The sequence below is a fragment of the Corynebacterium epidermidicanis genome (assembly GCF_001021025.1).
GTDB lineage: Bacteria > Actinomycetota > Actinomycetes > Mycobacteriales > Mycobacteriaceae > Corynebacterium > Corynebacterium epidermidicanis.
Map to the genome: position 1 here is coordinate 2,643,848 of NZ_CP011541.1, position 12,715 is coordinate 2,656,562.

The 12,715-nt window shown below is 60.5% G+C and carries 14 protein-coding genes; 8 read left to right on the forward strand and 6 right to left on the reverse strand.

The window, feature by feature from the left end; all coding sequences use genetic code 11:
- The first annotated feature begins 180 nt into the window (after positions 1-180).
- Both CEPID_RS12085 and CEPID_RS12090 read left to right on the forward strand, forming a co-directional pair.
- Positions 181-387, forward strand: a complete 207-nt coding sequence (locus tag CEPID_RS12085) for a hypothetical protein (protein WP_144413530.1) — start codon at positions 181-183, stop codon at positions 385-387.
- A 138-nt stretch (positions 388-525) separates the two neighbouring features.
- Positions 526-1,962 (forward strand): ATP-binding protein, encoded by a 1,437-nt coding sequence (locus CEPID_RS12090; protein WP_047241169.1) that lies wholly within the window; start codon positions 526-528, stop codon positions 1,960-1,962.
- Between the two features lie 176 nt (positions 1,963-2,138).
- On the opposite strand, the gene CEPID_RS12095 is transcribed toward CEPID_RS12090, so the two are convergent.
- Both CEPID_RS12095 and CEPID_RS12100 read right to left on the reverse strand, forming a co-directional pair.
- Positions 2,139-3,539: an FtsX-like permease family protein gene (locus CEPID_RS12095; RefSeq protein ID WP_047241170.1), complete on the reverse strand. Its 1,401-nt coding sequence runs from the start codon at positions 3,537-3,539 to the stop codon at positions 2,139-2,141.
- On the reverse strand, positions 3,536-4,225 hold the full coding sequence (locus CEPID_RS12100; RefSeq protein WP_047241171.1) for an ABC transporter ATP-binding protein: 690 nt from the start codon (positions 4,223-4,225) through the stop codon (positions 3,536-3,538). Before CEPID_RS12100 ends, CEPID_RS12095 begins: the two co-directional genes overlap by 4 nt.
- 110 nt (positions 4,226-4,335) lie before the next feature.
- On the opposite strand from CEPID_RS12100, the gene CEPID_RS12105 reads away from it, so the two are divergent.
- The 3 genes from CEPID_RS12105 (at position 4,336) to CEPID_RS12115 (ending at position 6,875) form a co-directional block, all read left to right on the forward strand.
- Positions 4,336-5,061 (forward strand): sensor histidine kinase, encoded by a 726-nt coding sequence (locus CEPID_RS12105; RefSeq protein ID WP_047241172.1) that lies wholly within the window; start codon positions 4,336-4,338, stop codon positions 5,059-5,061.
- On the forward strand, positions 5,058-5,789 hold the full coding sequence (locus tag CEPID_RS12110; RefSeq protein WP_047241173.1) for a response regulator transcription factor: 732 nt from the start codon (positions 5,058-5,060) through the stop codon (positions 5,787-5,789). The genes CEPID_RS12105 and CEPID_RS12110 overlap by 4 nt, the downstream gene beginning before the upstream one ends.
- Positions 5,790-6,281: 492 nt before the next feature.
- Complete coding sequence (locus CEPID_RS12115) at positions 6,282-6,875, forward strand: DUF4185 domain-containing protein (RefSeq protein WP_236684250.1); 594 nt, start codon at positions 6,282-6,284, stop codon at positions 6,873-6,875.
- 5 nt (positions 6,876-6,880) lie between these two features.
- On the opposite strand, the gene CEPID_RS12120 is transcribed toward CEPID_RS12115, so the two are convergent.
- From CEPID_RS12120 to CEPID_RS12130, 3 genes are read right to left on the reverse strand one after another with little or no spacing between them, the layout of a single operon-like run.
- Entirely contained in the window at positions 6,881-7,624 is a 744-nt protein-coding gene (locus CEPID_RS12120; RefSeq protein WP_047241175.1) for an ABC transporter ATP-binding protein, read from the reverse strand.
- Positions 7,621-8,547, reverse strand: coding sequence for an ABC transporter substrate-binding protein (locus CEPID_RS12125; RefSeq protein WP_047241176.1), 927 nt, complete (start codon positions 8,545-8,547; stop codon positions 7,621-7,623). The genes CEPID_RS12120 and CEPID_RS12125 overlap by 4 nt, the downstream gene beginning before the upstream one ends.
- Positions 8,540-9,565, reverse strand: a complete 1,026-nt coding sequence (locus CEPID_RS12130) for a FecCD family ABC transporter permease (RefSeq protein ID WP_236684251.1) — start codon at positions 9,563-9,565, stop codon at positions 8,540-8,542. Before CEPID_RS12130 ends, CEPID_RS12125 begins: the two co-directional genes overlap by 8 nt.
- Before the next feature lie 61 nt (positions 9,566-9,626).
- Here CEPID_RS12130 and CEPID_RS12135 point away from each other — a divergent pair, with 61 nt between their 5' ends.
- Positions 9,627-9,965: an ArsR/SmtB family transcription factor gene (locus tag CEPID_RS12135; protein WP_047241178.1), complete on the forward strand. Its 339-nt coding sequence runs from the start codon at positions 9,627-9,629 to the stop codon at positions 9,963-9,965.
- Between the two features lie 279 nt (positions 9,966-10,244).
- On the opposite strand, the gene CEPID_RS12140 is transcribed toward CEPID_RS12135, so the two are convergent.
- A complete protein-coding gene (locus CEPID_RS12140; protein WP_047241179.1) occupies positions 10,245-11,462 on the reverse strand; it encodes a dicarboxylate/amino acid:cation symporter in 1,218 nt (405 codons plus the stop codon).
- Positions 11,463-11,563: 101 nt separating this feature from the next.
- Between CEPID_RS12140 and CEPID_RS12145 the strand changes: the two genes are divergently transcribed.
- A complete protein-coding gene (locus tag CEPID_RS12145; protein WP_047241180.1) occupies positions 11,564-12,010 on the forward strand; it encodes an SdpI family protein in 447 nt (148 codons plus the stop codon).
- A 10-nt stretch (positions 12,011-12,020) separates the two neighbouring features.
- On the forward strand, positions 12,021-12,509 hold the full coding sequence (locus CEPID_RS12150) for an NUDIX hydrolase (protein WP_047241181.1): 489 nt from the start codon (positions 12,021-12,023) through the stop codon (positions 12,507-12,509).
- Positions 12,510-12,715: the final 206 nt, after the last annotated feature.

A 12,715-nucleotide genomic window follows, 5' to 3' on the forward strand; every position in this document is an offset into this window, starting at 1 on the left:
CTTTGAGCTTGTTCGGGATTTCTCCCGTCGGACTGTCAGTCTTGACACTTCCGACGGGAGATTCTTGGGTTTAGGGGCTGGTGGGGCGTTTATGGTGGCAACAAGGCTCCCTAGAGGTCGATACAGGCCACCACGCTCGTAATGGACGCGGATACAGTACCGCAAGTAACGGCTCAGACCATGACGAGGGCGCGTGCGGAGATTCTCAAGTTTGATTCCCCTTACCCACTCACTTACCAAGAAGAAGCATTCATCGTCGGAAGCTACATCAAAGTAGCTGTTGAGCCAAAGGCAATCTACCCTGCTATTTGCTACGTTGACACTGCGGTCTTGGTCATTTATCAAGACGGCACCACCGATTTCGCAAGTGGCAAGCTTCCCACTTAGCTTCGGCAACTTAACACCTAGCTTCGTCTCAACCTCAATCCACCCCACTTGAGCTGCGAAAACAACTTAACACTTAACTTAACACCTACTTCCCACATGTGTTATGTTAGGTGTTAAGTTCCGGCAGAAGGGCCAGCGATGCACGAAGAACAACTTGCACAATTAGTCACCAGTCTCCGTACGATCGGCACGGACAATCAGCACATTGAGGTCAAGAGTGGGGTTGGCAAGGAAGTTCTGGATTCTCTAAGTGCATTTTCCAATACCGGTGGGGGACTGATCATTGTCGGACTATCGGAGTCCGATGGCTTCATTCCGGTTCCGAAGTTCAACGCCAAAAGCGCGCATGATCAGCTTATTTCTCGGTGCACGCAACTCACTCCTGCGGTGCGACCAATCATTGACGTCCTTGAGTTCGAAGGCACACCAATCGTCGTTGCCGAGATTCCGGAAATCCTTCCACGGGATAAGCCCTGTTACGTCACTGAACGGGGTCAACTGAAAGGGTCGTACTATCGCGTGGGTGAATCTGACCTCAGAATGTCTATCTACGAGGTCGAGCGCCTGTTAGAGGAGCATGAGCAGCCCCGTTGGGATGAGGAGGCTTGCCCGGGGACGTCGATAAGCGAGCTGGATGCCCAGATGCTTGAGTCTTACCTTGAACGTCAACGCCCCGACCGGCCTCGTACGTTTGCAGACGGCACAGCGACTGCCCTGGAACATCTTCGAGTCACCGTCAAGGAAGAGCTCAGCCTGGCAGCGCTGTTGGCGATGGGAAACGATCCGCAAACCGTTTTCCCTCGACTGACCGTCACGTTTGCCGTTTACCCAGGGACAGAAAAAGGAGACATCCTCAGCGGGGTGCGATTGGAGGAGTCTCGTACGCTGTTTGGGCCGATTCCTGATCTTGTGCAGCAAAGCGTGGAACTTGTACGGAAGAACATGCGCACTTCAGCGCTAATCGACGGCGCATTCCGCACCGATCTTCCCGACTATCCGCTTATCGCAGTCCGCGAAGCCGTAGTCAATGCATTGATGCACCGCGATTATTCCCCACATGCGCGTGGCACTCAGGTGCAGATCAATATGTTCATCGACCGCTTGGAAGTCACTAATCCCGGCGGCTTGTACGGCAATATGACGGAGCACAGCATCCGCACCCCAGGCAACAGCTCCACCCGAAATCAGCGTTTATCCCACTTCCTGGAAAACACCGTTTACCCAGGCGGTGGACTTGTCGCGGAAAACCGGGGTACTGGCATCGCGGTCATCGACAAGTCACTTGAACAGGCGCTCATGCCTCCGGCGGAAATCCAGAATCGGTTAGGCTCTTTCACTATTGTCTTCCGGCGTCGCAAAGTTGCGAAAACCGAACAACACCTCGGTTCTTCTGACTTCGTAATCTTCTACCTGGGGCAACACGAAAGCGCCAGCACCTCCGAGATCGTGAACGCATCCGGTTTCAGCCGCACTGCGATCCAACGAGCTCTCAACCAAGCGATCCACGAGGGAAAGGTGGAAACAACCGAGCCACTCCGCTCCCCGAAACAGCGTTATCGACTGAAGCGAACTTAACACCCAGCTTCGTCACAACCTCGATCCACCCCACTTGAGCTGCGAAAACAACTTAACACTTAACTTAACACCTACTTCCCACATGTGTTATGTTAGGTGTTAAGTTCGACCCTGGCCCCGAATTTCAGCTGCGCAGAACCCGACCACCGCGGCCATGTTTCACGTGAAACATCGCGCTATTTTTGGGCTCGGGCGTCGTCGGCAAGCACAGTGCTGCGCAGGGGCTCAACCGCACACATCGCGAGGGCCGTGAGTGCCCAGCCCGCCACCAAATAGATCACCGCATTGAGCGTGCGGGCCACGATGTTGACCTCTTGCAGCGAGCCCAAGACTACGAACATCATCAACGCGCCAAGCGCAAACCCCACGAGGCTGACCAGGATGATTGGCCCCATGATCTGGCGCAACGCCACTCGAATATGAAAGCTGCGTGGCACACCGAGACGGCTAAGTGCTCGCGTGAGATCCGCGCGCTCGTACACTTCGGAAGCTTGCCCGAGGAGCGTCGATACGGCAGCGATTATGAAGCCGAAGGCGATGGTGAGCATGATGCCGGAGATGACGTCGTTAAACCACAAACTGCGGGTCGGGTCCTGCGTAAATGGCGAAGTGACGCTGCCAGCACCTTTAGGAGACAGCACCAGCACTCCCACGAGGACGCCGTAGAAGGCCGTAGCGGAGGAACGTCGCCAAGCAGCCCGAGCGTCCGTGCTGACCTTGCGGAACCCCACAAAATTTGCTGCCCCGGGCAACAGTGCTGCCAGCCGGAACCACAACTGCAGCAGGAACGGCACCCCAAGATTCAGCACGCTGATCATTACGAACAGCAAGAGGAAAACAGAAACCAGGAAACCCGAGTTGGAGCTAAGCGGCAGGCGTCGCAGAGCAACGAAGCCACCAGCAAGAACTATGATCATCATGACAAGCCGCCACCACCGCAACGCGCGCGGCATCTCCCTCCGCGCAACCCCCAGGGGCGAAACCCGAACCCGCTGCATTCCCCACGCCGAACTGGCCAACGCTAACACCAACAACACCGCGGTAACTACCACGTAACCCCACCACGGCAGCAACAGTTCAGTGGGGGACAGGGGATTATCCTGGAAAGACAATCGACTCCCCAGCGGGGCCGTCAGCAAACTGGCCAGCCCGCCGATCACGATGCCGACCACAGCCTGAAAACCAGTCTCTACCACCGTAATCCCCGTAATCTGTCGCGCGGACAACCCCAGCAGCCGCATCGCCGCCAAGCGCTGCTCACGCCCCGAAGCGCCCAAAACCGCCGCCTGCGAGGTCAACGAAACCAACGCCGGCAGCAAAAAGGCACAAGCAAGCACAGCCAGAAACACATAGGAATCCAACATCGCACCGGGGTCCGGTAAATCCCGCAGCGCAGGAGAAATTTCGCTGAGATCTTGCGAGCGACGATAGAACATCCACGCCCCGCCAGCCACCACGAATGCCAGCCACGAACTTACCGAAAGCGAACAGATCGCCAACCCAGCAACCATCCCCGTCCCAATCCGAGACTTCAGGCTGCTCCGCTGCAGCTCCCACGCCAAAGACACCACGTTCATCGCAGCTCACCACCCATCATGCGGTCATCGTGAATGATGCCATCGCGGATCTCCACGCGACGATTCAACCAGCTAGCCACCTTCGCGTCATGCGTCACCATGATCAACGTAGTGCCGCTGGCAGCAACCAACGAGGTCAACAACTGCATCATTTCATGCCCCGTCGGCTGGTCCAACGCCCCCGTCGGCTCGTCAGCAAAGATCACCGCAGGGTTCGCGACAAGCGCGCGGGCCACCGCCACACGTTGAGCCTGACCACCGGACATCTTCGCCGGACGACGATTCGCCAACTGCGCCAAACCCAACTTCTCCAACAGCTCCAGGGCCGCCCGGCGCGCCCTGCTTTTCGACGACCCCGTCAAAATCATCGGCAACGCAATATTTTCCACCGCAGTCAGTTCCGGCAACAGCTGCCCGTCCTGAAACACGAACCCAAATTGGGTCAATCGGAGTTTGGACCGATGGGCGTCGTCAAGCTGTGCAATGTCACGGCCACCGAACAGGATCGCGCCGGACGACGGCTGCAGAATCCCCGACATGCAATGCAACAGTGTGGATTTGCCCGATCCGGACGGACCCATGATCGCGACGGTTTCACCCTGGCTGATAGACAAATTGATACCCGTGAGAACAGGGGTGGCCCCATAAGACTTGGAGACATCCCGCAAAATGAATTGATTAGACATGCTCCCCATTTCACTCGACCGCGCACCCAGCCACGATGGCGCCCGCACTGATCTTCACAGTAGTGCCAACACTACCGCGCCGAGATTGTGCGCCCGCTAGGGTAGGGGAAGTGAAATGGTTTGGGCGAGGACGCCTGCAGGAAGGCGTGTCAGAAAGCGAAGCTGTCGCGCGCATCGCCCAGCTCACCGCGTCCCGACGCGCCATCGCCGACGCCTACGAAGTCGAACGCCAGCGCATCGAACGCGACCTCCACGACGGCACCCAGCAATACCTCGTGGCCGCGCTCATCAAGCTTGGCGAAATCGAAGCCACCCAAGATAGTTCCATGCCGAATGGAATTCGGGAGCTACTGGCCGGGGCACGCGCGGATCTCAGCGCCGGCTTGGCATCCCTCCGCGAAACCGTCCGTGGCATCCACCCCCAAGTACTCGCAGATCGGGGCCTGGTCGCAGCGCTTAACGACGTCGCCACGTCCCACGGCCCCCACGTCACGATCTACGCCCCACACCCATTACCAGCACTGTCTCCGTCAGTGCTGGCCGCAGGCTATTTCTTCGCAGTGGAAGCACTCACAAACGCGGCGAAACACGCCCCCGGAGCTGCGGTAAACGTGCTCCTCACCGCAGACCGCAACCTCCGCATCTCCGTCGTTGACCAGGGCGAAGGCGGCGCCGAGCTACGTCCCGGCCATGGGCTCAGCGGAATGAAAGAACGCCTCGAAGCCTTCGACGGCACGCTGAGCCTTTCCTCCCCGCGCGGCGGGCCCACCCAAATCATCGGAAGCATCCCCCTACTCCTTGACCGCGGCCAACCAAGCATCCCGGAGGAATCATGAACATAGTTATCGCCGACGACTCCGCCCTCCTCCGCGAAGGCGTATCAGGCCTACTGGAAAGAAACGGCCACACTGTCGTAGCGCGCGCCTCCGACGCCGACACGCTAATCAGCATCATCAACGACCTGGCCGCTGAGGGAAATCTGCCGGACATCGTCATCACCGACGTCCGCATGCCGCCACTCATGGGCGACGACGGCCTCCGCGCCGCCGTACGCCTACGAGCCGACTACCCCGAGCTTTCATTCATCGTGCTATCCCAATACGTCGCACCCGCCTACGCCGTCGACCTGTTTACGCCCACGAGCGGGGGTTCTGGGGGTTCTGGGCGGTCGGGGGTTTCTGGGGTTTCTGGGCGGTCGGGGGCTGGCGTTGGCGTTGGCGGCACCGGCTACCTGCTCAAAGACCGCGTGGCAGACGTAGCAGACTTCCTACGAGCAATCGACGTGGTGGCGAACGGCGGCACCATCATCGACCCAGCAGTAGCTAACGCCTTGATGTCCGCCGGCCGATCAGGACTCGCGGAACTTACGCCTCGTGAACGCGAAGTACTCGAGCTGATGTCCCAAGGAATGTCGAACTCGCAGATCGCAGCACACCTGGTCGTTTCCGGAGCAGCCGTAGCCAAACATGTATCCAACATCTTCCTCAAGCTACGACTCGATCCAGAAGAAGAAAACCGCAGGGTGCGCGCCATTTTGCAGTATCTCGGAGCGGAGATGCGGTAACGGTTGGTGCGGGGCGGAGTCTCGGTCGGGGTGGGCGTCGGGCGGTTTCGGGGACCGGGTCGTCGGCAGGCGTCGGGCGGTTTCGGGGGCCGGGTCGTCGGCGGGCGTCGCTCGTCGGCGGGCTGCGGGCGTCGGCGGGCGTCGCTCGTCGGCGGGCTGCAAACCTTCTATGTCGTCTCTTCGAAGTAGTCGGACTACGCGCAGAGGCCAAAAAATGGCCCAAAACGGGATGTCTGCGTAGTCCGACTACCGCAAGGGGACGACGTAGCGCTTCTGAAGCCCTGAGGCTTGTTGCCAGAACCCCAAAGCAAAGCCCCCGAGCCTCAAACACAAAACCAGCCCCCAGAACCACCAGCGCACAACCCCCAATAGCGCTGCGCACCGACCGAGGCCCGTATTCACTCCTATCTGTGAAGAAACTGGCTACTTTATTCGTATCAACACTCGCACTCTCAACCGCATCCGCGCTGGTCAGCCCGACCAGCGCTCGCGTTGAGCAGCATTGAGCTCAGCAGCGGCAGTTCGACAAGCACCCAAGGCCGTCCGGCGAGTCCGCCGTGCGACGGCGGCGTTTCCCCAGGTCTTGACGTCACGATGATCGGGGATTTGCTCGGCCCAGGCATTTCCGATCACCTGAACGTGCGCTCCGGCGATCTCGGCACCATGGGGCCGATTGGCACTGGCCGTGAGTTCGCGATCATCTTCGGCGATTCTTTCCGCGGCGTTCACCTCGGCGATGGGGAGTGGCTGAGCCCCGTGGGTGCTGTGGCGGAGCTCGACGCGAACGGCAAGATTGTCCTGAAGCGCCCGCTCAACAATAGCTCTCAAATGGAACAACTCATCCGTTATCAGCACAACGACCGTGGGCTTACTCTCCTGCCGTCTGATGTCATCAACGGGACCTTATATTTGCAGGCGATGTGGAACGAAGGCGTCGACACGTTCTTCCATACTGCCGACCCCCAACCGCACATGGCCATGCGGATGGCAGTCCCTGAAAGCGCACCGGAACTCGAAGTGACGATCACCGAGCTAGCTGAACCAACAGATCAGCTAGCGCCGGTGAGCGTGATCCCGGTGGAGTAACGCCCCTACTCGAGCCCGAACGTCAGATGAATCTGCCCCTGCAGGTCAAAGCGCTGCACGCGGACGCCATACACGGGCTCGAGCACCTCAGGGACTAGCACCTCATCAGGGCTGCCGAACGCCACCACCTTCCCAGCTGACAGCACCGCGATCCGCGCGCAGTAGCGCGCCGCCAAATTGAGGTCGTGCAGCACCACCGCCACCGAGGCGTGCACACCTGTGAGCAGTGACAACACCTCGTGTTGATAGCGGATGTCCAAGTGGTTCGTGGGCTCATCGAGAAGGATGTGGGAGCAATCCTGTGCAATGGCGCGGGCGATGAGGACCCGCTGCTTCTCGCCACCTGAGAGGTCCGCGAAGCGTGCGCTCGATGCGCCCAGCATCCCCACCTGCGCCAACGCGCCGTGCACTAACTCACCATCACCTGCGGAAAACCCATGAGGCAAGCGGCCCAGCTGCACCACCTCAGCAACGCTCAAAGACCCTGAAAAATCAGAGTCCGGCTCCTGCACCACCACGGAGACGGTGCGGGCGATGTCTCGGCGGCTCATAGTGTCGAGGCTGCGGGCGTCGATAAGCACCGTGCCTTGGGCGGGCAGGCTGCCGTAGAGGGCGCGCAGGAGCGTCGTTTTCCCGGAGCCGTTCGGGCCGACAAGGCCGAGAGTTTCGCCGTGGGGGAGGTCGAGGCTGACCCCGTCAACGACGACGTGGCTGCCATAGGAAACCCGCAGTTCTTGGCCAGAAATCACGGGACGAACCCCTGGAGCTTTTCCAAACCCTGGACCGAGAGGGGAGTAGGGGGCTCGGAAAAACCCATGAGCATCGGCATGATGCGACCCTCGCGGACCGCCGTGATGGCCGACGCGCCGGGAATGTCGCGCACCGCCTGCGCCACCACGTCCGGGTCCCCGGCGGAATACAGGGCGACGATGTAGTCCGGATTGCGGTCGACCAGGGATTCGGCGCTGATCTCGAAGACGCGGTCGGGGGTGTCGGCGTAGACGTTGGTGCCACCGACGCCGGTGATCAGCCGGTCAGACATCGAACTCGATCCGTAGGCGTAAGTCACTGCGCCACCGACCTCGGGGTAGAGGAAGGCGACTTTCGCGCCCGTCGGCGCGGGGGCTTGCCTCGGGAGGCGTTGTTGCAGCTCACGGATGTATTCCTCGGCACGCTCCTGCTTTCCGAACACCTCGCCATACATGCGGACCTCCGCAAACGCGTCCTGGAAATCGGCGTCCGGCACATCCCCGCAGAACGCTTCCTCCTCAAGCAGCGGCACGCCGGCCTGCTTCATCGTCTCGCGGTTGACGGTGTCCGACATGCCGATCACCAAATCCGGGTTCTTCTCCAGCACCGCTTCCCTCGAAATCTGCAGGTGGCCCGTTGGGTCCAGCTTGTCGCTTATCGACGCCACCTTGGCCAACGCCTCCTGCTGGCCTGGGCCATAATACTCGGCTGGGAACTGTCCCGCCCGCGCCACCACCTTGTCCATGACACCCAGCTGGTACAGCGTCTCCACGGCGGCGTTCTTCAGCACTACCACCCGCTCCGGAGATTTCTTCAACGTCACCTCCTGCCCACAGTTGCGCACCGAGATCTGCGCCTGCTCCTCCGCGGTACTGCAAGCAGCGAGACTAGCGCACAAGGCCACTACGAGTAACTTACGCATGCATCTTCCTCACTAGTAACAACAAGAACGGGGCGCCGACAATCGCAGTGATGATGCCGATCGGCACCTCCTGCGGAGCCAACACCACCCGGGCCACCACATCGGCCCACAACAACAAAATCGCCCCCAACAGCGCCGCGACCGGCACCACGAACCGATGCGCACTGCCCACCAACCGACGAGCGAGATGCGGAATCACCAGCCCGATAAACCCGATGGAGCCAGCCATCGCCACCACAGTGCCGACCACCACGCACACCACTGCCAGCAGCCCCGCGCGCAGTCGGTCCGGATTAATTCCCAAGGTCAAGGCGGTTTCGTCGCCGGATGCAAGGGCGTCGATACGCGGGCCGAGACCGGCGGTGAGGGTGGCGGCCAACACCACCACCACGCCCGTAGCAGTCAACTGTGGACCCCAGGCCGCCAGCCCCAGCGACCCCAGCAGCCAAAACATCACCGAGCGACTCGCCTCCGCGGTATCCGCCGCAAATACCAAAAAACTAGTCAACGCCGACAGCGCATAACCCACCGCGACACCAGCCATCAACAGCCTTGTCGACGTCATCCGCCCCACCCCACGCGCGATGGCAAAAACCAACGCGCTGGCCAACGCAGCACCCACAAAAGCGCTGCCCTGCAGACCAAGACCAGCGCTCGCACCCATCGTAATCGCAATCGCCGCGCCACAACTCGCACCCGAATTCACCCCGATGATGTACGGGTCAGCCAGCACATTGCGCACCAGCGCCTGCAGAATGACACCCGCCAGCGCGAGACCAGCCCCCACCGCGGCCGCGAGGAGAGCGCGCGGGGTACGCAAAGCCCATATGATCGTCGCGTGCGGGGTCGAGGTGTCGCCACCGCTGCGCAGCACGTGCCACACCTGGCTGGCACTGATGTCGACCGGCCCAGCCATAATGGCAGCGACTAGGCTTATGAGGAGGATCGCGGCCAGGCAGATGGCTACACTGACGGCGCGACGTCGACTAGCAGAAAGCGCTGTGACCACTTCATTCACAGTGTCTGACGATATCAGTCAAATACTCAATTGAACATTAAAGTGAGAAAGGGCACTCGAAATGACAGGAGACCCCACGCAGGAACGCCAGCTTCCCGACGCGCGGGAGACGCCCCTGCCACTCGCCGACGAATGGTCCCCCATCTTCAAACTCCTCGGCGACCCCTCCCGCCTCCGACTCCTCCTCGCCATGCACTACTGTGGGCCGGCCAACGCCACCGTCTCTGAACTGGCCGAACTCACCTCGCTGCGCACCGCGACCGCATCCGCGGCGCTTAAGCACATGGAAGCCAACGGAGTCGTGGCGGCGGTGCGGTCCGGCAGAGAGGTGCGCTACCGGCTGATCTCTGCCCCCGTTCACGAGCTCCTACATCACCTTGGGGGGACGCACCGGCATTAAGGGTTAGGTTTTGGGTTGCTTGGGGCTCGGCTGGAGTTGTACTGTCGGCATCTTTTTACTGCACACGTGCTAGCGCGTCCCCTCGGAGTAGTCAGACTACAACGAAGGCCCAAAAACCGTGAATAAAAACCGATCTAGGTAGTCCGACTACGACGAAGGGACGCGGTAGGGGATTTGAAGCAATTCGTGGGCGGCTTACCCGACCGACAACACCTGCACGAGCCTAGGAACAAGAAAATCCCGCCCACACCGTGGACGGGATTTCAACGAACCTGCTGGTTAAGAACGCGCGATCGAGCCAGCAGCCGCAGCACCAGCGCTAGCCTCAGTCCGATCACCAAGCGTGCCGCGCGCGAACTTGTTGACCATCATCGCGATGGCGCCGTCGCCGGTGACGTTGCAGGCGGTACCGAAGGAGTCGATCGCGATGTAGGCGGCGATCATCAATGCAACCTGGGAGTCATCGAATCCGAGGGAAGACTGCAACAATCCGACTGCAGCCATGATGGCACCGCCGGGGACGCCGGGGGCGGCGATCATCATGATGCCGAGCAGGAAGATGAAGCCCATGACCTTGCCTACCGATATGTCCATGTCCGACATAAACAGGATGGACAAGGCGAACAGCGTGATCTTCATCATCGAGCCGGACAGGTGGATGGTGGCGCACAGCGGAATCACGAAGCCGGCCACCGATTCGGATACGCCGTTCTTCAGAGCCGACTTGTACGTGACCGGGATGGTCGCAGCAGAAGAGGACGTTCCCAAAGCCGTGCCGTAGGCCGGCAGCATGTTGCGCAGCGCGACGAAGGGGTTTCGGCCGGCGATTACGCCCGCGCACAGGAACTGCAGGATCAAAACAACCCACGTCATCGCGGTAGCCAGCAGAAGCACGGTGCCAAACGACGTCAACGTTTCCACCAGGTTGCCATTCATCCCCATAGAGAGGAAAATGCCGAAAATGAAGACTGGCAGCAGCGGGATCACGAAGACTTCGATAACTCTCATGATGACGTTGCGTAGCTGGTCGGCGGCGTCGTAAAGCGTGTCCGACTTCACGGCCGTCATGCCAAGCCCCACCGTGAAAGCGAGGAGCAGGGCTGCCATAACCTCCATCGGTGCGGGCATCTCCACCTCGAAGTAGGGGGCGAGGGCGCCTGCGTCGATATCCGCGGCTTGCGGAGTCCCATGTTGGAGGATGTGTGGGTAGAGCAGCTTGGCGGTGCCGAAGGCGAGGAGCCCGGACAGGATCGTGGAGACGTAGGCGATGCCGGTGGTCACACCGAGCCACTTGCCGGCGCCCTTCCCGAGCGACGCGATCGCGGGCGTGATCAGCGCGAAGATCAGCACCGGCACAAAGAAACCGAGGAAATTCCCAAAGAGCCCGTTAAAGGTCACGAAGACGCGAGCCAGCGGGGCGGGGAAGAACAAGCTGCAGATAATACCGAGGATGATCGCGACGATCACACGAAACAACAAGGATTGTGTAAGTTTCATATTTTCTCACTTCAGCTGGGCGAAAAGGTACCGTCAGCTTATGCAGGGGTCCGCAATTTATGCAATATTGAGCTCGCAGGCAGAGGGCCTATGATATATCCATGATCATTTCCGCACTTCTCCTCCTGCTATCCGCGCTGGCACTCATCGTCGGCGGTCTTGCCTGGTCCCGACGTCTCCCCGGCAACAGCGTGATCGGCCTGAAGGTCAAGGAAGTGCGCACCTCCCGCGAAATCTGGGACGCCGCCCACGCCGCCGCCGGACCGTTGTGGGTGCTCGCCGGCGCCATCCTCGGGTTCACCGGCCTGCTCACCTTGCGTATCGACGGCGCGCTGTCCTGGACCCTCGCCGCCCTGGCTGGCATTATTGCGCTGGTTCTCGCGGGCGCCGGAGCCAACTTGGGTGCCAAAGTCGCCACCGCTGTCGCAGCCGAGTGCGAGGACGAAGGATGCTCTTCCGGGTCATGTAACTGTGGCTCCGCCCCTGCTGCTCCAGAAGTAGATGTAGCTGCGCTGCGGGCGGCGATGCGCAACGCGGACGTCGAATAGCCTGGCAAGTATGCCAACCCCCGATTTTATTGTTCAACTCCGCGCCAAAATTGAACATGCGGAGCTATGGCTGCCCGGAGTGACGGCCATAGTGTTGCGCGGCGATGAGGTGCTGCTGGTCCGGCGGGCCGACAATCGCGAATGGACGCCGGTGACCGGGATTTGTGACCCGCGCGAGCACCCCCACGAGACCGCGATCCGGGAATGCCTGGAGGAAACCGGCGTAGCAGTAAATATCGAACGCCTACTGTGGGTGCAGGCCGTGGGCCCGGTGACGTATCCCAATGGAGACGTGGCGTCCTATGTGGATACCACCTTCCTGTGTTCTGTTGCGGCCACAAGTGGGCCGGCCATGGTAGGAGATGAGGAAAACCTCGAGGTCAAGTGGTTTCCCGTGGCCCAGCTGCCGCCGATAAAGCCGCGTTTTCGGGAAGCAATAGCCCACGCCGTGGCCGGGGAAGAACCCGGGTGGGGGTCACGCCCTTCCGAAGTACGCTGAAATTCCTTTCAATGTTGAATGAAATCGCCCGGCTGAAGCGCGGTGGGGTACGGCGGGGGAGGGTGCGGTTGCGCGCGTCGAGTAGCTTATGTAGTCTAAGCCACATGTCTTACTGCGCAATCCAGAACTGGTGGTGGCCCCAGCTAGCGGGCCACTAATTCGCGAACGGCAGATTAACTGGCTCGCACCCGATACACATCGGCGGC